Here is a 20,416-nt window from a genome sequence, read left to right as displayed (position 1 = left end):
ATGCAACACAAAAAGAAATCAAAATGAATACAGGATTAGTGCTTTCTGGTGGTGGCGCGCGAGGAGCGGCTCATATAGGAGCGATCAAGGCATTGGAAGAGCATGAGATATTCCCAACCCATGTTTCGGGTACGAGTGCTGGTGCTATAGTGGGAGCTTTATACGCCGCAGGCGTAAGTTGGTCTGAAATGTTAAATTTCTTTAAAACCATATCTATATTTCAAACCAACAGATATGCACGAAATAAACCTGGATTTATTGATACCGAAAAGTTTTATGATGATCTCCAAGCTTATTTTATAAAAGACAACTTCGATTCTTTAGAAAAGCCATTGTTTGTTACAGCAGCAAACATAATCGACGGAACGTTAAAGATCTTTAGCAAAGGGCAACTAATAAAGCCTATTATAGCTTCTGCTTCGTTTCCAGGCGTTTTTACGCCAACCGAAATTAACGGAAAGTTTTACGTAGATGGAGGTACTTTAAATAATTTTCCTGTAGAACCATTAAAACCGGTATGTGATAAAATTATTGGTGTGTATGTCAATCCTCTAAAAAAGATTAGTATTAAAGATTTAAAACATTCCTATACAGTAGTTGAACGAGCTTACAAAATTAAAGTTGCTGCGGAATCAATGTTTAAATTCGCAGATTGTGATGTAGTAATATATCCTCAGGGCTTAGTGAATTTTGCAACGTTTGAAATGAATAATATAGATGCCATTTTCGAACTAGGTTATAACACTGCCAAGAAGGTTTTGGAAGAAAATGGAAATATCTTCACAAGTAGTATTGTAAAATAGATCTCCATCTCGAATTCATCCTAAGAGCATGACGTATATCATTTTTAATGAATAGATGTTCGTATAGTTTTGCTATACTATATGGATATCACTAAATTAAAAACACTATTCAATTTAGAGTCAGGGATCACTTATATTATTGTTATCCTCGGCTGTATTTTACTCGGACTTCTCTTGCGATGGGTCCTATTTTCAGTGATTAAGTTTTCTAATCGAAGAAAACCAACAGTTTTAAAAGTACAACTGCTAAAACACTTAAGAACACCAGCTAAATTTCTACTTCCCCTTCTATTTATCTATAGTTCTCATAGCATTCTTCAGTTGGATTTATTTTGGCATAAGATTACTGAAAGTCTGATTATTATCAATTTTTCATGGATTGTCATTGCTTTATTAAATGCAGCGGAAGAAGTAATCAAAGAAAAATTTACTGTTGATGGAGATCATCAAGCAAAAGAAAGAAAAGTACTAACGCAACTGCGCTTTATGAAAAGTGTCTCCATCGTCATTATTATCACTCTCGCCACCGCCGCCATATTATGGAATATTCCTGCTGCAAGAAAAATTGGCACCACAATATTGACATCAGCTGGAGTTATAGGTATCATAGCTGGCGTTGCTGCTCAGAAATCAATTGCCAATCTTATTACAGGCTTTCAAATAGCATTTACACAACCTATTAAAATAGATGATGAGGTAATGATACAAGGAGAGTTTGGTACGGTAGAGGATATAACACTAACCTATGTAGTCATTAAAACATGGGACTGGAGAAGGCTGGTTCTACCACTCAATTACTTCAGTGATAATTCTTTTGTCAATTGGACTTTTAATTCAAAGGAAATAATAGGAAGTGTTTTTATACATGTAGATTATGTATTCCCCGTTAAAGTGTTGAGAGAAAAGTTGTTGGAGGTATTGAAGAATGATGCCTTATGGGATAAAAATGTCGCAAAATTATTAGTGACCAATACCGATTCAAGTACAATGGAGTTACGGGCGACTTTTAGTGCGAAAAATGCTTCAGATGTGTGGGATTTACGTTGTATCGTAAGAGAAAAATTGATTGAATTTATTCAGGAAAACTATACAGATTGCCTTCCTGCTATTCGACTATCGGAGAATAATAGAACTAATTAAAAGATTGTAAAATAAGAGCAAATGAATAATAGCGTAGACGAAGCCCTGTTTTTGCATAAAATTTTCGATGCTTCTCTCGAAGGAATTCTCCTTATATCTGATGATGGCACTATTTTAAAAGCAAATCCCGCCAGTGAACAAATGTTTGGTTATGAAATTGGAGATTTAGTAGGCAAAAAAGTGGAGGCAATGATTCCTGATTCTTTTAGGAAAAACCACAAAATACATAGAGCCAACTATGCCAAAAAGCCGAAAGCACGTCGGATGGGCCAGGATTTAGATTTATGGGGATTAAAAAAAGATGGTTCACAGTTCCCAATAGAAATAAGTTTAAGTCCAACTGAAATTGACGCTAAATCAGTAGTCATAGTTTTTGTAATAGACATCACAGAACGGATGTCTTCAAAACAGGCATTGATCTTAAGTGAGCGTAGAATGACAGAAGCCCAGCGCATTGCACATGTAGGAAACTGGCATTGGAATCTACAAACCAATGAAAGAAGCTGGTCTGACGAATTCTATAGGATCTGTGGACTTCCACCAGGTGACGAACGCCTAAACGCGGAAACAGCAGTTAATTTTATTCATTCAGAAGACAGAAAGAAAGCAATAAATGCGGTTAATCTTGCCATTAAGAACCAAACACCTTATCAATATCAGAAACGCATTGTAAGACCAGATGGTACCATACGACATGTTATTGCCAATGGCAAAGTAACCACCAACAAGAATTGCAAGCCAATAGAAATATTTGGAACACTACAGGATATAACCGAAAAAAAGGAAAGTGAAATAAAGAATAAGGCTATGATAAAGGCCTTGCCAGATATAATAACTGTATTCGATAAGAAAGGAACATATTTAAATCTATATGCACCCGATCCAAACATATTCCCAGTCCCCATTGAAGAAGTAATAGGTAAAACAATTTACGATTTTCACCCAAAAGAGCGTTGTGAAGAATTGAAAAGGGTCATGGCGGATAGTGAAAAGACGAAAGAGGTTAAAACCCTTGAGTATTCCACTAAAGTTGCGGGAGATTTAAAATATTATGAGGCACGAATCGTGTCAAAAGGAAATGGTAAATTTCTAACGATCACAAGGAACGTTACTGCTAAAAAGACCGTTGAGAATATTCTTCAAATTAGAAATAGAGCATTGGAGTGTGCTAGTAGTAGTATTGTTATTACCGATGCGCAACAACCAAATACACCCATCATTTATGTAAATCAAGCTTTTTTAGATACTACAGGTTATAAAAGGACTGATTTTATTGGGAAGAATAGCCGTTTTTTACAGGGCGGAGATTTAGATCAAGAAGAAATTAAAATTATGTCTTCTGCTATAAAGGAAGGTCAAGCCTGCAATGTCGTGTTACGTAATTATAGAAAAGACGGGTCACAATTTTGGAATGAGATTTCACTTACACCAATTTATAATTCCGAAAATATCTTGACGCATTTTATTAGTGTCCAGAATGATATTACGACGCGTAAAAAAGAAGAATTCTTTAAAAGTGCTAGCAATCATGTGATGGATATGATCATTCAACACAAACCTTTAAAACAAATAGGAGATAAAATAATTGAAACGATAGAAACAGCCATCCCTAACTGCATGGGGTCTATTTTGGTCTTGAACAAAGAGAGAAACACGCTACACAAATTATCGGCACCCAAAATTCCGAAATCATTTAGCAAAGCCATAGAAGGAGTTTTAATAGGCCAGAATATGGGTTCATGCGGTACTGCTGCCTATTTAAAAAAAGAAATAATTGTTTCTGATATTGAACAGAGTGCTCTTTGGGAAGACTATAGAGAAATAGCGCTAGCCAATAACTTAAAGGCGTGCTGGTCTTTTCCAATATTTTCTTCCCACCAAGAAGTGTTGGGCACCTTTGCCATTTATTCTAAGGAGGCAAGAGAGCCGTTGATTACTGAACTGGATACTATTAAAGACATCACTCGTGTAGCAAGTGTTGCAATTGAACAAAACAATTCAAGTAATGCCCTAAAGCAAAGTTCAAAAAAGCTTGCGGTATACGCTGAACAACTTGAAAACAAAGTCGCAGAACGTACTGCAGAATTGAAAGACATTGTTCAAAAGTTGATGGAATCTAATTTAAATCTCGAAATCCAGATAAAAGAAACCAAAGAGATAGAAAATAAAGCTTTGGGAAGTAAGCAAATGCTCGATGACATTTTTCACAACTTTCCAAGAGGGTTTGTGGCAGTTGTCGATTCAAATTTTTCAACTGTATTTATCAAAGGGGAGGAAGTGGATGAGTTAGGCTTTAAGAATTTGGCAGATAGCAAAACTAAATTTGATGACGTTATAGGAGTTCCAGAAAACGTAAAGGCATTAATTAAAGATAAAATAAAAAAAACGCTTCAAGGTGAACATTGCTCTTTCGAAATTACATTTCAAAACAGATATTATCTGGTCAATACCACACCATTATTTAATAAAGCAAATAGGATAGATCGTGTCTTATTGGTGCATAACAACATCACGCTTCAAAAGAAGGCTGAACTTGAAACGTTTAGTGCTTTTGAAAAAGAGAAGGAACTGAGTGAATTAAAATCGAGTTTTATTTCGATGGCATCCCATGAGTTTAGAACTCCTTTAAGTGCTATTCTGTCTTCTGCTATATTAATTGAGAAACAAAATGAAGCAGGAAAAGAAGCGAAAAGACTCCACCATGTGTCTAAAATAAGAACTAACGTAAAAAATCTTGTGGTGATCCTCAATGATTTCCTTTCGCTGAGTAAATTACAAGAGGGGAAAGTAGCAGCACAACCTGAATTTTTTGATTTTGCCGCTTTTTCGAAATCCTTGGTAGATGAATTGAAAGTTAATAAAAAGAAAGGGCAAACCTTGATATTCGAATGTCAGTCTCCATGTATTGAAGTTTATTTGGATCCAAAATTGTTGCGGCACATCTTATCTAACCTCCTTGTAAACGCTATTAAATATTCGGATGAAAACAAGAAAATTACATTTAAAATTGATCGAGATAAAGAGCATTTGTTCATCGAAATAACAGATCAAGGTATCGGTATACCTATTGAAAATCAACCTTATTTATTCCAACGCTTTTTTCGCGCAAATAACGCTATTACTATCCAAGGAACGGGTTTAGGTTTAAATATCGTAAAACAATATACCGAATTAATGGGTGGTAACATATCGTTTAAAAGCACCCTAAACATAGGGTCTACTTTTTATGTTGAATTTCCTCTAAATACTAAATAAGATGAAAAAAATATTATTAATTGAAGACAATCGAGATGTACGGGAAAATACTGCTGAAATTCTTGAGTTAGAAAATTACGATGTCACTACTGCTGAAAATGGTAGAATAGGGGTTGAGAAAGCTTTAAAGGATATTCCAGATTTAATTCTATGCGATATTACGATGCCCGAGTTGGATGGCTATGGTGTGTTCGAACACTTAAGTCATAATTCAAAAACAGCGAGTATACCTTTTATTTTCCTTACTGCTAAAACTGAAAGAAAGGATGTAAGAAAAGGAATGAATTTAGGTGCCGATGATTATTTAACCAAACCTTTTGAAGAAGAAGAACTATTGGATGTTATCACATGTCGTTTGAAAAAAAATGATTTTTTAAAAAAGGAGTTTTCAAAAGATCTTCAAGGTATCAATGAGTTTTTAAACGAAGCTTCAGAATATTTAAATCTTGAAGATTTATCTAAAAATAGAAGTCTTATTACTTACAAGAACAAGGAAGATATTTTTACTGAAGGGAGTGCGGCGCATCAATTATACTTTCTTCAGAGTGGAAATGCAAAAACATATAGAACAACAGAGACAGGCAAAGAGTTTGTAACGGGCTTGTACGGTGCTGGAGATTTTATAGGACATTTATCCCTACTAGGTCATTCAGGCACTTATGTTGAAACTGCCAGTGTTTTAGAAGATGCAGAGATCTACCCTATTCCGAAGCAAGATTTTATAAGACTACTCTATGGAAACCGGGAAGTGTCAAATAAATTTGTTGATATGATCTCTAATAATGTAATTGAATTGCAAGAGCAATTGGTAGCTATGGCATTTGCAACTGTGAGACAAAAAACCGCAAAAGCACTACTAGACTTAGATGAAAAAGGAATGATCAAAAATGAAGACCACGAAGGAATTAATATTCCTCGTGAAGATTTTGCTGGACTAATTGGGACTGCCACAGAAACGGCTATTAGAATGTTGACTGAATTTAAAAATGAAGGATTAATTAGTTCAGAACCCAATAAAAGACTTATTTTATTGGATAAACCTAAATTGAGAAATATCGCAAATAATGAATAGTTTTCCTTTTTCAATAGTAACCCCTGGAATACGATAAGGTTAATGGGCGATAATTTTTTAGGTGAATTTCACCAGATTTTTATCATAGAACATTTCAGATTACTTCAAAATTTTCTTCTTCGTTTTATACATAGAATTGGTAATAAAAATATGGGAAGATAATTTTAAAGTATATCAATTATAAAACAATTATTTTAGTCGACTTCTACACGAAGTGGTGCGCTCTTTACAAGGTGTCATCTCCTAATATCAAGAAGGAATATCTCAACGGGTGATTTTGATTGCATGATAAAATTAAAAAGTAATCTCTAAACTAATGGGACAATGGTCTGACCCATAATAGCTGGATAATATATTCACAGATTTTATTTTCTCAACCAAAGAATTACTCACTAAAAAATAGTCAATTCTCCAACCCGTGTTCCGTTCTCTGGCCTTAAAACGATAGCTCCAATACGTATATGCGATATCATTTGGATGCAAATATCGAAAGGCATCTACAAATCCTGCTTTGATAAAATTATCCATGCCATCAATTTCAGTTTGTGTATAACCGGCTGTTTTATTGTAATTAGCCTTATCATTTTTTAGATCGATTGATGTATGTGCTACGTTTAGGTCACCACAAATTACAACCGGCTTGGTTTTCTCCAAATCTTTTAAATAAGCCAAGAAATCGGCATCCCATTTCTTTCGATAGGCTAATCGATCCAATTGTTGGCCAGAATTGGGTACATAAACATTTATCAAAAAGAAATCTTTATATTCAGCACATTGCACTCTTCCTTCAGTATCATGCTCAGTAATGTTGATATCATTGCGAAACGATAATGGCTCTGTTTTGGTTAGTATAACTGTTCCTGAGTATCCTTTTTTATTTGCTGAATTATAATAGTGATTATAATCCTTCATTGATAAAAGCACTTTTTCAACTTCCTTATCTTGCGCTTTTGTTTCTTGCAGGCACAATACGTCGGGATTCAATGTCTTAATAGATTCAAAAAAATCTTTTTTTACAATAGCTCGTATACCATTTACATTCCAAGAGATAATTTTCATATTTTTTTTTTCTGAATAATACGTGATCTATTACTTTCAATTCGATTTCTATTCTCGATAAACCTGGCACAAAATAGGTTGTTTTATAAATACTTTAATAGCTGCTGATCTTTACAGACATTACAACTTTTGCCTTCGCATAAGCGATTGAAATTGATTTTTTCAGAAATTACAGTATCAATCCATTTTGTGATCTAGAGTAACTATAAAGTAAACAAATCTTTTTGTATCTCTCGTTTTTCGAGTTCAAATAATATTCTGTTATTCCAATCAAATGATTAATCGCACGCCACCCAATTCTTCAATTTTATATGGAAAATGATCACCTGGTGAACCAATAAACATAAAATTGATCGGGATATTCCATTCCTTCGATAATTTAGTAATTAGTTCTGGTCCGAAATTCTCATCTAATTCAATAAATTCAATTTTAATTAATGGATATTCTCGATCCACTACATTTATATCATTTCGAAATTGTTCGGTAATTACATTTCCATTTTTAACAGCGGTAACGACCTTCAATTTTTTTGTATGTTCGTTTCGTTGAATGTATAAGAGTACTTTATTTAGTGTTTCCACATCATCATCTTTGGTGAAGTAAACAAACTCCTGAGAATTAATAGCATCTATTACCGACAATATTTTATTGTCTGTTTTCATAACGAAACCTCGTACCGGGTCAAAAACTGAATGAATCAATTTTAATAAAAGTTTTAACAACAAAGTTCTATTAAGCATTACAGTGGTAAATATAATTGCAGGAATAAAATAATCTAGAAAGACTGTAAAATTACTGGGGCCTTCATCTTTTGTTGGCATTGTAATATTTCCTACCAACGCGATTATTACAGCCGTAATCGCGATTATTATAGCTATCCAACTTGCTTTTTCAGGACGTGGTAGACTATTTCGTTTAACTTTTAACAGAATATTTCCTATTCCGAAGAGAGCCATTACAGATAAAAAAGAGATCGTATAAACACCGGCTAAGAGTTTTACATCACCTTTAGTAATAAGTAAAACCGAAATGGTTAAGGCTAAGAAAATAATTATAATACGATAAGAACTTCCTCTGCTATTTTTCTTCAGAAAATATTGAGGCAAAATTCTATCTAGTGCCATCCGTTCCAATAGTCCCGAAACGCCAACAAAGCTAGTTAGTACAGCTCCGCTTAGCACTAAAAATGCGTCAATTCCTATCAAGATCGCTAACCAATTGCCTCCTACGTGCGATGCCATTTCAATTAAAAGGGTGTTTTGATATGAGTCACTTTGTAATAAAGGTATTGCAAACAAAGAAAGAGCGAATAATGCAGTTAGGGGGTTAAGAACGCTTACTACCATCCACATATTTTTAAGTGTTTTTGGAAAGACTCCCTTTTTTTGTTCTTCTACAAAATTTGCAGAGCTTTCAAATCCAGACACACCTAACATGGAAGCGGCAAAACCAAGAAAAATAGCGTTCGTGATACTTCCTGATGTTGTAGGAAAATGCCAGTTTTCTAGAAATAAGCCAAGCCCATTATTTAGCAAGAAGTAAATGATAAATCCACTTAATACGGCAAAAGATAATAAGTGAAAAAGGAAAATGCCTATCGCGACTTTGGAAGATTCTGAAACTCCTATAATTGTTAGAACTCCAAAAAAGCTAAGAAGTATTATGGTCGAAATTATTATAGAAATCGCAGGAACTAAATGATGTAGATAATGAATAGCTTCATTTGCTGAAATAACAGCCGTTGCCATATACGATAACAACGTTAATGTGGCAGCAAAGGATGCCATAAACTTGCTTGTTGTATTTAACAAAGCGTTATAAGCACCACCATTCAATGGTAAAGCTCCAACTACTTCTCCATAAATTTTTCTGAATAAGTAAAGAACCAAAGAAACGATTAGTAACGTAATCCAAGCATATTGTCCAGCAAAAGCTATGGCCAAAGCAGACACATATAATACGGATGAGCTGATATCATTTCCGCATATTGCAGTTGCTGCTAATTCACTTAATTTTTTATGTTTTTTCATGATTATTGTAAGCCCGACATATTATTCATCTTCTTCAGTAGCCATATAACGAAACCTATAGAATTGGTTTACGCCTATTTTAAAAAAAACTAATTTTATCGCAATGTACTATCCAAGAATACCTCTTTCAGTTATGGTCATATTTTTAATTTTTACAGCATTATTTACTAAAAAAACTGAAAGCACTTTTCCTAACAAGGTTATACGATCTTACTATTACATGTATATTGGATAGTATTCTACGTTGAGATCGTTTATTACATTAGTAATTCCAGGAGCCTTGTAGGCAGCTATTTCTGCATCATCTTTTTCTTTGATGGAATGAACAGTTCCGCTTAATATGACGGTTGGCCCATCCAGTGTAACGATGATGTTTTTTGAATCAATATTTGCAGCACGTTCAAATGCTTTCTCGATTTTATTTTTTACGTCAACAACTGTTGATTTAGGCTTTAACTGTATATTATTTACAACTTCTTTTACACCGATCAAATGTTCAATTGTTCTTTTTGCGAAATCCCTTTGATAAGCCCATTCCAGCTCACCTGTTAAATGGATAATTCCATTTTCCACTTCTACGATAATGTTTTCTGAAGGGACAGAGGCATTCCATTCTAGAGCATTGATTGCGGCCTTAGCAATTTCTTCATCTGAATATTCATCCTTATATTTATGCTTAACCTCAATATCTTCTGCTATTGCTTTTACTCCAGCAATACTTTTTACGGCGATATCAATGATGCCTTTTTTTGAAAAATCGTCGACTAAACCTGTAAGTGTCACAATACCATCTTTAACCGTTACGCCAATTTGGGTTTGATCTATATTGGGTTGCCATGCTAGTTGCGCTAATACATCTTCTTTTATTTCTAAATCTGTTTTCATTTTATTATGTTTTGATTTGATAAGGAATAGCTAATACAAAATTAGCAGAGTCAATTTTACTAAATACTGACCCAGATCAGTGATAAAAAATTGCCCTAATTCGTTTTACTGAATTAGGGCAATTTCTATAGGAAAGAATATTTTTCGACTTCCTATATAGCTTCAGAAAAACATTAAAACACAATTTCTAACTCATTATCTACAGCCCACACACCAGGTGCATAATAAGCAGTTCGTCTTGCATCATCCTTTTCTTTTAACGAGTGTACCTTACCTGTTAACTTTATGGTATGACCTTCGGCTGTTACCGTAATGCCTTTCGCGTCAATATTTGCAGAACGCTCAAATGCTTTTTTGATTTTTGTTTTAATATCACCAGCATTTACTGTATTTTTCAATGTAATATTGTCCACTACATATTTTACACTTGGAAGAGTTTCTACGGCTTTTTTAGCTGCATTTTTTTCAAAAGCCCACATCACTTCACCGGTTAAATATATCCAGCCATCTTCGACTTTGACATCGATTTTATTTTCAGGCACCGAGATATTCCATTTTAAAGCGTTTACTGCTGCGGTTGCTATTTCCGTGTCTGATTTTTGCGAGGAAGCACCATATTTAACCTCGATATCTTCTGCTACTGCTTTTACTCCAGCCACGCTTTTAGCAGCTTTTTCTGCCTCACGCTTTTTTACATAACTGTCTACAGTTCCCGATAGCGTTACGATACCATCCTTTACAACAACCCCAATTTGGGTTTCATCGATACTTGGTTGCCATTCTAATTCATCCAAGACATCTTCTTTGATACTGAAATCTGATCTCATAATATTATATGTTTATATTAATAATAGATCAAAGGTATGAGGGTTCTAATATATTGACACTGACCTACATCAGGTTAGAGTATTATTATTAAAACTTCGGAAAGTCTAATGTTTTAAAGTAATGTTCTAATTGGTAGGTTTTGATCGTCGGTACAGATAATGAAGTAGTGAAGCGAGTAAAACACCCAAAAAGGCCACTGCCATATCTTTTTGCGAATCCCATACGTCTCCTTGAGTTCCTAAGTACGAAATACCTTCCTCTACAAAGAAAACATCGGCGACTAACCATTCTATAATTTCATATAAAGCACTTGCTGAAAGGATAATTAAAACAGGCAGTTTTAATGCTGTATACTTCGGAATTTTAAACCATTTTAAAAGGTATTCTTGCAAGGGATAGTACAGAAGTAAGCCAAAGTTAAAGTGAACCAATCTGTCATATTGGTTTCGGGAAGAATGAAGTAAATCTTGAAGCCAATAGCCAAATAGATTCTCTGCATAGGTATATTTTGAACCGTAAACGTGTAGACATAAAAAAATACAAATCAAGAAATAACTAAAATTACTAAAACGAAACTTGGAGTAGGTGAAAATTAAAAAAAGTAAAGAAAGAACCGTTAGCGTGTTTTCTATAAGCCAATTGTTAACGTCAGTAGTGCCAATCAATGAATTTGCCCATACCGCGATAAACAATAGGCTAAAAAAGACCAACCAACGCATACGTAGTTATAATTATAACGGTTTGGTTATAGAGAGAGAAGGATTTTTGAGTTCCAGCCCGTCAAATTACGCAACCATTGATTAATTGTTATTTCAATCAAATTTAGCGTTTTTTATCTACTCTTAAAGGTACATTGTGCGTGATTATCGTTTATATTATTGAACGATCGCCAACTATTTCAGACAATGGAAGTCCCCAACTTGGTACTTTTCCTCCTAAGGTTTGATACATTGTTTTAAAACCCATTTTTAAAACATACGGGGTATACCCCATTTTTAAGATGCTTGTTTTGCCACCCCACCATTCATCGGTATGCATATAAAACCCTTTGTGATTTCCCATATCTCCATAGCACAATAGCATAGGATGTAAAGGCGCTATTTGCTCTTCTTTTCCAAGAATTTCATTCGCAATAACTTTTGATGCAATTTCACATTCCATATGACCTAAAGAGCCTAGTTTAGGAACAGTAATGGCTGCTGCATCGCCTACTGCAAAAATTTCTGGATAATCAGGATTTCTCATAAATAGATCAGTAATAACAAATCCTTGATCATCTACAAAAGGAAGGCCCTTCATAAAATGATGTGGTTCCCAATTTGGAAAGACAATTTTCATTTCGGCATCTAAGCTAGTTCCATCTTTAAATTCTATTCCTTCCTTATAAATTCTTTTTATTCCTACCGTATTGGTTTTATAACCATAGCCCATTCCGGATACCATTGGAAGTAATTGATCGAGAATAGTTTTACCCGCATCTTCAGCAATAACCTCACCTGGCGTAAATAAAGTGATATTTTTTGTATTTCCTTTTTTATGTTTTTCTAGCCAATCAGCCATAGAAAAAGCTATTTCCACGGGAGGCCCTTCACAAGCTGCCATTGCAGTAGGTATTTTGGGAAGCTTTCGACTTTGACCCTGAATAAAACGATCTGACCCTATTGCGATATTCCCACCTTTGTAATCGTTGTATAAATATTTTCGAACTTCATTACCGTAAAAAGTGTCAGAAAATGTATGTCCAAATTCGGCAAATCCTTCAATTTTATCGTAAGCTAGTTTACAACCTAAAGCGACCACCAAGTAATCATAATCTATATTTTCTTGAGCTGAACCTTTTCTTTCATTAGGTGTAAAATATACCTTTTTATTGGCCGCATCAATATTCTCCACTTCTCCCTGAATGAATTCACTTCCATCCGATTTTAAAAATTTTTGAAATTGAAATTCTAAAGTATCAGCTGGATTGTGGTTGTTAAAAACTTCAATAGGAATATTAGGAATAAAATTAATGTAGTTTTTACGGTCAATAACTGTGATCTTTATATGGTCACCCGCTTCGCTATGTAGATAACGAGTAACTGTAAGTCCGGCAAAGTTGCATCCAAGGATTAAAACGCTTTTCTTGTTTTCCATATTTCCACTTTTTTTAATAAAATTATATTCACTACCAAAAAAGCAGTGCAATGACCGTTAGCGTATTTTCTATAAACTCAATTTTGATATCTGTAGTGTAAACGAAAGAATTTAACCACGCCACAACAACCAACAGAGACCAAACTAAAGAAGCATATATCCTCTCACAATTATAACACTGCTTTAACTTATTATTCAAGCTGTTTTTTGGCTTTCTTTAAATCGAAAGCTAAAAATATTCTAAAGACACCCGTAGTAATGAGTGCCATAGCTGTCATATAAACGATACTTAAACCTGCAAAAACTGGATTAGCTAATAAAAGAAAGGAAAAAACCAGGGTTAAAACTCCGAAAAGTAACATCCATCCCCATGACGAAACGCCAACCGCTTTAAATTGAAATGAAAGACCAATTGCCATAAACCCTTGAAATAACAGCCAAAAGCCAACATAAAATGGCAAAATGGACATTGTCATTAATGGATGAGTTATTAGCAGTAATCCTATCATAAGATCTAAAATACCCCCAGCTAGGTACCAGCCCCAATTATGTGTGTTTTTTCTATTCGAAATTGAAAAAACAATTTGAGATATTCCTGAAACGAATATAAATACGCTAAAAAGAATACTTAATGACACATAACTTTCCAATGGTGTTTGAAATACCCATACCCCTGCGAAAAGATATAAGATTCCTAATAAAAGCGATATCCACCAATTTTTTATTACTGACCTTGTTGAACTTAAAATTGTAGTTGTCATAATTATATTTTTGGAAACAATTAGTTAACGTTATTTTTGAATAGGTCCTTTAAAGCGGTTCCTAACTCATCCATATCGTTTGTAAACTCGCGTTCAAACTTTTGTTCATTCGCTTTTGCCGATTCATTAAAATCGATCATATCTTCTTTAAACTCTTTGCCTCTTTGCATTAACTTTTCTTCAAGTTCCTTATTTTTTTGTTCGAGCTTATCGAGTTCTTTAGTCAATTTTTCTTTTTCAGATTTACTTGCTTTTGCAATTTTCGCTCTGATTTCTTGAATCTGATTTTTGGTGTTTTCTATAGAAGTTTCAGATGACATTTTAAATTTCTGCCAGTCAGATTGTACCGTCTTTTTGATTTCTGCTTCAGCATCTTTTCTGGCCTGATTTAGATCTCCTCCTGCTTCTTTTAGGTTTTCTTGTGCCGATTTCACATCTTTTTTTGATGTCTCGCCACAACTTGTTAAAATGGTTCCCGCCAGAAGTGCTATTACGATTAAGGATAGAATACGTGTTTTCATAATGAATTGTTTTAAGTGTTTATTGTTTGTTTTTATCTAATTTTTTGAGCTCTGCTAGGAGCTCATTCATATCGCGAACAAAAGCTCTCTCAAAAGCTATTTTTATTAGCTCTTGTGAATCAGCCATATGTTCCATATTTACTTTGAGCCTAGTATTCATGTGAACTAATCTCACTTTGAGATCACCGTACTTCTTATCTAAAGAATCAAGTGCACGGTTCAATCTTTGTTGTTTTTCTTTACTGGCTTGAGAAATGGCTCCTCTTATTTGTTCTAATTGAACTTTTCTTTCGTTAAGTTCAATTAGGGAGGCTTTATAAAATTTTCTCCAATCTACCTCTTCTGTTAATTTAGTATGGTCTTGCGACGTGTTTTCTAACTGATTTGAAAACAATTCTGTTTCTTTCGAGTTTTCTAAGACGATTTTTTTATCCTTTTTTGTAAGCGCACCGCAACTTGCAGAAATTACTCCTGCTAGTAATACGAACACCATTGGAAACATAAATTTACGCTTCATATTCACAGTCATTTAAATAAATACTTGACTTTCTTGATTCAAAGAATATTTATTTTTTAAGCGCATAGCACTAGTAAACTCATAGATATGAAGTACTCCTGTTTGCATCTCGAGTTTAGAAATTTCGGTAGCTGCTATGTTTTCAATATAGCCCATCAAGGCTCTAATAGAATTACCGTGCGCCGAAACCAAAACAGTCTTTCCTTTTACTAGTTCTGGTATGATGGCTTCAAAAAAATACTGAACAGCTCTTTGTTGTGTTTGTTCCAGAGATTCTCCTACGGGTAAGTCGGCTATATTAAGATTATCGTATTTCTGATCAAATCTTGGATGTCTTTCGTCATCTCTTAAGAGACTCGGTGGAGGCGTGCTATAGCCCCTTCTAATCGACCAAAAAAGATCTTCTCCTACTTCCATTTTTACATCATTCTTATTTCGACCTTGCCAAGCGCCGTAATTTCGCTCATTTAATTTCCAGCTCTTTAAAAAATCGACATGCATCAGATCTGCAGTATCTAGGATAATTAGGGCCGTTCTTATGGCTCTTTTTAGATAGGAAGAAAAGCAGATGTCTACCGTAATATTCTGACTTCTGATAATTTCTCCGGCTATTTTGGCTTCTACAATTCCTTCAGGAGCAAGATCGATATCTGTCCATCCCGTAAAGATGTTTTTGCTATTCCAAAAGCTCTTTCCGTGCCTCACCAATATTAGCTTTCCCATCTCTATTTTATATTGAAATTATGCATTAACCTTACTTCTTGACAATCAATCCACCATATCTTCGCCTAATGCACTATGCAACTGGTACAACTTTTCTTCTTGTCTCTTGATTTTCTTTTTCAGTCTATTTTTTCTTGCTTTGGAGTAGGAATCAGAAACAGTATGTTCATAATCCTTAAGGTCTGATTCCAATTTGTTAATTCTTGATTTCGTCTTTTCCTTGATTTCCTTTAATGCAGATTTTCTTTTTGCTTTAAACTCATTCATTTTAGCGATGCGCTTTACTTTTAAATTGGCGATTTGAGTTTTAATTTTAGCTTTTTCGGTTGCTGTTGCTTTTTTGAGCTTTTCGCGCTCACCTTCAATCTCTTCTTCTAATATTAGTATTTGTTCGTCTACATAGTCGTCAAATTCTACTCCGGCCTCACTTTCACTTCTTATAATTTCTGAACTATACGGTTTAAGCGCATCATCAATAAACACAGCGCTATCTTCGGCTACTTCGGCTACAATGGCAATGGTTCCTATGTTCATTTTATTACTAACTTCTTTAATATATTGATCTTCAAAGTCATAACGACTAACATCCCAAATGGCACCAATGGCTGTGCCCGTATATAGACCAATAATTAATCCGAGAGGTCCTCCAAACGTTCCTACGAGTCCGCCGAGCGCCATTCCAGTAAATGTTCTCCATCCTTCTCCATCGGTTGTGTCGTCTAATACTTCATATCGATCATTTTCTGTTTTACGGATCATTATATGTTCATAGAGGGTAATATCTCCATAAGCATCCAGTTCTTTAATTCTGTGCAAGGCTTCAATAGCTTTTGTTTCGTCCTTAAATGGAACTACGATAATATTTGCCATTTTTGTTGATTTTTACTGTTAGTACTAATTGTTATTTATTTTTTATTAATGGATGGATTACGCTGCTAGCTCACCCATTTCCTCATCTAATTCTCTTAACATAATGGACTCTTCGCCAAAGGCTTCCAGTCGATCAATTAGGTATTGTACTTTACTAAGTTCTTCTGCCTGTTCTTTGCAATACCACAGACCAAGTTCTACCACCATATAATTTTCCTCATCGTGGGCAGCTTTGGTGAGTGCGTAACATTGTGTGGTGATCTCTTTTTCGTGTGCTAATGCTGATATTATCACATCGGGAAGGCTTATGTAATCTTGTTTAGGTTTTTCTAGAGCGGGTGTAATAGGTCTAATACCATTTGCTAGAAGCATTTTTTTCGCTTTAACCGCATGTACAGTTTCTTCATCACTATATTGTTTAAAAAGCTTTGCGGCTCCTACAAATCCTTTATCGTCTAACCATATAGACATAGCCAAGTATAATCGTGAAGAAAACTCTTCTTGTTCTACACGGTAGTTAAGTAACGTAACCATTGCCTCACTTAAAAATTCTGATCTTGTTTCCATTTTTTTTCTTTTATAGTATTTGTATTTTTTATAATCCTGTTATAAATGATGAGATCAAAATTAATGGGTTATAATAACCTGAACACTGACTTGGGTCAGTGGGAGTAAACTGATCTAGATCAGTGTAGTAAATAAAGAAAGGATCTATTTTAATAAATAAGCACAGAATTTTTGCGTGAAGGATTGCAGTGGAAATCCCGCAGCATGACGAAGGAGATGCGAGGAATTGGAACGGAAAGCCTGACCCTTGCGGTCACGCCCAACTTTTTCAATTAACCTTTACTAACAAGAATGTACATAATGCCCAAAAGAATTACAATTCCGAAAGCATAGCCTACTAACTTAGCCGTAGTTTTAGAACCTTTTAACAAGGTAATGACCAATTTTACCAGCATATTACTGATGGTGGCGGCAATGATGACCGATGATGCAAGCTTGAGTTTTTCTACTTCTAAAGAAAATTTTGACATACTGATAGTGATAGCATCAGTATCGGCTAAACCTGCGATTAAAGCGGAGTAATACAAACCGCTCTCTCCAAAAAATAGATTGCTATAGAAGACGGCGAATAGAATAATTACATATACCGCACCAAAGCCTATAGCATTTAGCATATTTAAGGGATTGCCAAGTTTGATGTTGGTGATTGGTACATTTTTTGTCTCCGCGCATCAGGATTACAGCTGCAACAGTACAGACCAGCGTAAGTAAGCCAAATGGCAATGCTAGATATTTTAAAATTTCACTGTTAAAAATATAGGCTAATAAGGCAAGTCTTGGGAACATAATGGCTGATGCCACAATAATTCCTGCGCTATATTTTTTGGAGAGTTCTGGTGATTCTTTGCTTCTCGACGCATAATTCCATGTAACTGCTGTACTGGAGATGAGTCCGCCTAAAAGAGCGGTTAGGATAATACCTTTTTTGGAGCCAACAAATTTTACTAAAAAGTAGCCTATAAAATTTAAAAAAGAAACAATTACTATAATGGAGCCAATTTCAAACGGATTCAATAAGTTGTCTGGACCGTATTCTTTGTTAGGTAGAAAAGGGAGTATCAACAGTGCAATTATTGAAAATTTTATAAACGCGAAAAGTTCTTCGGAAGTAATATTGCTTATGACTGAACGAAATCTAGTTTTTAGAGATAGCAGTGTAACAATAATGACTGCGGTTGCCACGGCATCTCTGTAATAGGAAGCAGAAACCATAATACCTAAAACGAAAGTTGCTATTAATGCAAAATTAGTAGTTAGACCCTGACCATGATCTTCTTGTTTTCGTGAAAAGTGATAAAACGCCAAAAACAAGATAAAAGCGCTTAAACTTATAATGAGTAACCAGGGTGTAAATAGGGTAGTGAGGTTCGCCAACGAAAAACCTAAAATAGCAACGATAGGGAAGGTGCGTATTCCGGCGATACCGTTTTCTTCCTTGAGTTTGTCGTATTCTCTTTCTAGACCAATAATAAGGCCAATCCCCAAACTAATTAGAACTCCTAGAATATACGACCCAAACAGTTCGTTTATTCCTTGAAATACGTCCATAAATTTCTTTCAATTTACTGTAAATATATCTCTAAAATTGATTATTTCTAAAAATTGAGATGACAATATAAAACCCCAAGATAGCTGATAATAAAAACCCAATAGCTCCCAATAACGGAATGCCGTTTACTAAAGGCGGCATTTTTGCCATAACTAAAAGCGAAGAGCCAATAGATAGAGCGGCAATAATAACAGCAAATACGAGACGATTGACAGCGCTACTTGATGCGTCTTGAAATTCTTTAAGCCCTTTATGTTCATGAATAATGACTAATTTACCTTCTTTTATTTTCTTTAGGATGGTGTTAATATCATCGGGTAGGGTATCTACAAGTTCATTTATGTCTTGAATGCGATTTATGTTCTTTTTAAATAATCTTTTTAGGTTAAAGCGTTTTCGCGTAATTTTTGAAGTATAAGGCTGTAAGTTATCAGTAATATTAAATGCTGGATCTAATTTAACGCCAACACCTTCAATAATTATTAATGCTCGTATAAGCATATATAAATAATGAGGGAGTGTTATTTTATTCTCATATAAAACTGTTTTAAACTGACCGAGAACGCTGCTTAGTTTGATATTCTGAAGAGATGTATTACTAACATCTTCTATTAGTTCATACAAATCGTATTCTAACTTTTTATAGTCTGGAATTTCAACGTTTACGGCAATTTTCTCCAATAGAGTGATGATCTTCTTGACGTTTTTTTGTAAGAAATAAAGTAAAAGATCACCCAATGTCTCTTTATCATTAGGCATGATAGTTCCCATCATACCGAAATCTATAAAACAGATTTGCTGAGTTTGTGGTAGTACAAAAATGTTTCCTGGATGTGGATCGGCATGAAAAAAACCGTGTTCTAATACTTGCTTCAAATATAAATCTACACCTACTTTTGCCACCGCAGTGGGATCTATATGTAAAGAATGGAGTGCTTCTGTATTAGATACTTTAATACCATCAATAAACTCCATACAAATAAGACGATCGGTAGATAGCTCTCGATACGCTTTTGGTACATAAATAGCTTCATTCCCCTTAAAATCCAAGGCAAAGCGTTCCATATTGCCAACCTCCTTTAAGAAATGAAGCTCCTCTTTGATACTTTTTTCAAAAGATGCTACAATGCGCATTGGTTGTATCGCCTTGGCCTTACTACTATATTTTTGCAAACTTTTAGCAACTTGGGTCATTACCAAGATATCTGCATCAATTATTTCTTCAATATCTGGCCGTTGAATTTTAATAACTACTTCTTCTCCAGAGAGTAATTGTGCTCTGTGTACTTGGGCCAAAGAGGCAGCTGCAAGAGGGGTAGGGTTTATATATTTAAAATGGTCTGAAATTGAAATGTTTAGTTCTTTTTCAACCATTTCATCGACAATAAAGTGTTTTAGCGTAGGAACATGATCTTGTAATTTTGCTAGTTCTTTAACTAGATCTGGCGGTAGCATATCTTCCCGATTACTAAAGATCTGCCCCAGTTTAACATACGATGGGCCTAATTCTTCTAACACCATTCTAATGCGCTCATACTTTGTAAACGAGAGCAATTTTTGAGTCTCAGGATGACTTTTGAGATAGCTGTTTGGAACTAATTTCTTAAGTTGACTACTCGCCATAACATCTTCAAAGCCATACTTTGTGAGTACACTAAAAAGTTTATTATATCTCATAATCTCCCTTTTCTTGGAAAGT

General features: G+C 34.6%; 17 protein-coding genes and 1 pseudogene. 4 read left to right on the top strand and 14 right to left on the bottom strand.

Annotated elements, in window-relative coordinates:
* Nucleotides 1–23 precede the first annotated feature (23 nt).
* The 4 genes from ACY2RU_RS09020 (at nucleotide 24) to ACY2RU_RS09005 (ending at nucleotide 6,270) form a co-directional block, all read left to right on the top strand.
* Nucleotides 24–803 carry a patatin-like phospholipase family protein gene (locus ACY2RU_RS09020; protein ID WP_490138114.1) on the top strand — a complete coding sequence of 260 codons (780 nt, stop codon included), beginning with the start codon at nucleotides 24–26 and terminating at the stop codon, nucleotides 801–803.
* 81 nt (nucleotides 804–884) lie between these two features.
* Nucleotides 885–1,943, top strand: a complete 1,059-nt coding sequence (locus ACY2RU_RS09015) for a mechanosensitive ion channel family protein (protein WP_490138113.1) — start codon at nucleotides 885–887, stop codon at nucleotides 1,941–1,943.
* A gap of 21 nt (nucleotides 1,944–1,964) precedes the next feature.
* Nucleotides 1,965–5,198, top strand: a complete 3,234-nt coding sequence (locus ACY2RU_RS09010) for a PAS domain S-box protein (RefSeq protein ID WP_490138112.1) — start codon at nucleotides 1,965–1,967, stop codon at nucleotides 5,196–5,198.
* Between the two features lies 1 nt (nucleotide 5,199).
* On the top strand, nucleotides 5,200–6,270 hold the full coding sequence (locus ACY2RU_RS09005) for a response regulator (protein WP_490138111.1): 1,071 nt from the start codon (nucleotides 5,200–5,202) through the stop codon (nucleotides 6,268–6,270).
* A gap of 294 nt (nucleotides 6,271–6,564) precedes the next feature.
* Here ACY2RU_RS09005 and ACY2RU_RS09000 read toward each other — a convergent pair whose 3' ends face one another.
* The 14 genes and pseudogenes from ACY2RU_RS09000 to ACY2RU_RS08935 all read right to left on the bottom strand — a co-directional run bounded on the left by ACY2RU_RS09000 (nucleotide 6,565) and on the right by ACY2RU_RS08935 (nucleotide 20,394).
* Nucleotides 6,565–7,329 (bottom strand): exodeoxyribonuclease III, encoded by a 765-nt coding sequence (locus ACY2RU_RS09000; protein WP_490138110.1) that lies wholly within the window; start codon nucleotides 7,327–7,329, stop codon nucleotides 6,565–6,567.
* A gap of 270 nt (nucleotides 7,330–7,599) precedes the next feature.
* Nucleotides 7,600–9,360, bottom strand: coding sequence for an APC family permease (locus ACY2RU_RS08995; protein WP_490138109.1), 1,761 nt, complete (start codon nucleotides 9,358–9,360; stop codon nucleotides 7,600–7,602).
* Between the two features lie 216 nt (nucleotides 9,361–9,576).
* Nucleotides 9,577–10,245, bottom strand: coding sequence for a BON domain-containing protein (locus ACY2RU_RS08990; protein WP_490138108.1), 669 nt, complete (start codon nucleotides 10,243–10,245; stop codon nucleotides 9,577–9,579).
* A gap of 173 nt (nucleotides 10,246–10,418) precedes the next feature.
* Entirely contained in the window at nucleotides 10,419–11,072 is a 654-nt protein-coding gene (locus ACY2RU_RS08985) for a BON domain-containing protein (protein ID WP_490138107.1), read from the bottom strand.
* A 126-nt stretch (nucleotides 11,073–11,198) separates the two neighbouring features.
* Nucleotides 11,199–11,792 (bottom strand): DUF2238 domain-containing protein, encoded by a 594-nt coding sequence (locus ACY2RU_RS08980; RefSeq protein ID WP_490138106.1) that lies wholly within the window; start codon nucleotides 11,790–11,792, stop codon nucleotides 11,199–11,201.
* A 151-nt stretch (nucleotides 11,793–11,943) separates the two neighbouring features.
* Complete coding sequence (locus ACY2RU_RS08975) at nucleotides 11,944–13,209, bottom strand: NAD(P)/FAD-dependent oxidoreductase (protein ID WP_490138105.1); 1,266 nt, start codon at nucleotides 13,207–13,209, stop codon at nucleotides 11,944–11,946.
* A gap of 191 nt (nucleotides 13,210–13,400) precedes the next feature.
* Nucleotides 13,401–13,970: an HdeD family acid-resistance protein gene (locus ACY2RU_RS08970; protein ID WP_490138104.1), complete on the bottom strand. Its 570-nt coding sequence runs from the start codon at nucleotides 13,968–13,970 to the stop codon at nucleotides 13,401–13,403.
* Nucleotides 13,971–13,990: 20 nt separating this feature from the next.
* Nucleotides 13,991–14,491 (bottom strand): hypothetical protein, encoded by a 501-nt coding sequence (locus ACY2RU_RS08965; RefSeq protein ID WP_490138103.1) that lies wholly within the window; start codon nucleotides 14,489–14,491, stop codon nucleotides 13,991–13,993.
* A gap of 19 nt (nucleotides 14,492–14,510) precedes the next feature.
* A complete protein-coding gene (locus ACY2RU_RS08960) occupies nucleotides 14,511–15,008 on the bottom strand; it encodes a hypothetical protein (RefSeq protein WP_490138102.1) in 498 nt (165 codons plus the stop codon).
* 12 nt (nucleotides 15,009–15,020) lie between these two features.
* Nucleotides 15,021–15,731 (bottom strand): 2,3-bisphosphoglycerate-dependent phosphoglycerate mutase, encoded by a 711-nt coding sequence (locus tag ACY2RU_RS08955; RefSeq protein ID WP_490138101.1) that lies wholly within the window; start codon nucleotides 15,729–15,731, stop codon nucleotides 15,021–15,023.
* Between the two features lie 45 nt (nucleotides 15,732–15,776).
* Nucleotides 15,777–16,601, bottom strand: a complete 825-nt coding sequence (locus ACY2RU_RS08950; RefSeq protein ID WP_490138100.1) for a DUF1269 domain-containing protein — start codon at nucleotides 16,599–16,601, stop codon at nucleotides 15,777–15,779.
* Nucleotides 16,602–16,658: 57 nt separating this feature from the next.
* Complete coding sequence (locus ACY2RU_RS08945) at nucleotides 16,659–17,168, bottom strand: ferritin (protein WP_490138099.1); 510 nt, start codon at nucleotides 17,166–17,168, stop codon at nucleotides 16,659–16,661.
* A gap of 272 nt (nucleotides 17,169–17,440) precedes the next feature.
* Nucleotides 17,441–18,716 (bottom strand): annotated as a pseudogene (locus tag ACY2RU_RS08940) (MgtC/SapB family protein).
* Nucleotides 18,717–18,747: 31 nt separating this feature from the next.
* The gene (locus ACY2RU_RS08935; RefSeq protein WP_490138098.1) at nucleotides 18,748–20,394 is read right to left on the bottom strand and encodes an ABC1 kinase family protein; all 1,647 of its coding nucleotides are present in this window, start codon (nucleotides 20,392–20,394) and stop codon (nucleotides 18,748–18,750) included.
* Nucleotides 20,395–20,416 lie beyond the last annotated feature (22 nt).

The sequence above is a fragment of the Ulvibacter sp. 2305UL32-6 genome (assembly GCF_058148545.1).
Note: the sequence above shows the minus strand (reverse complement) of the source record. Positions and strands in the feature narration are given on the sequence as shown.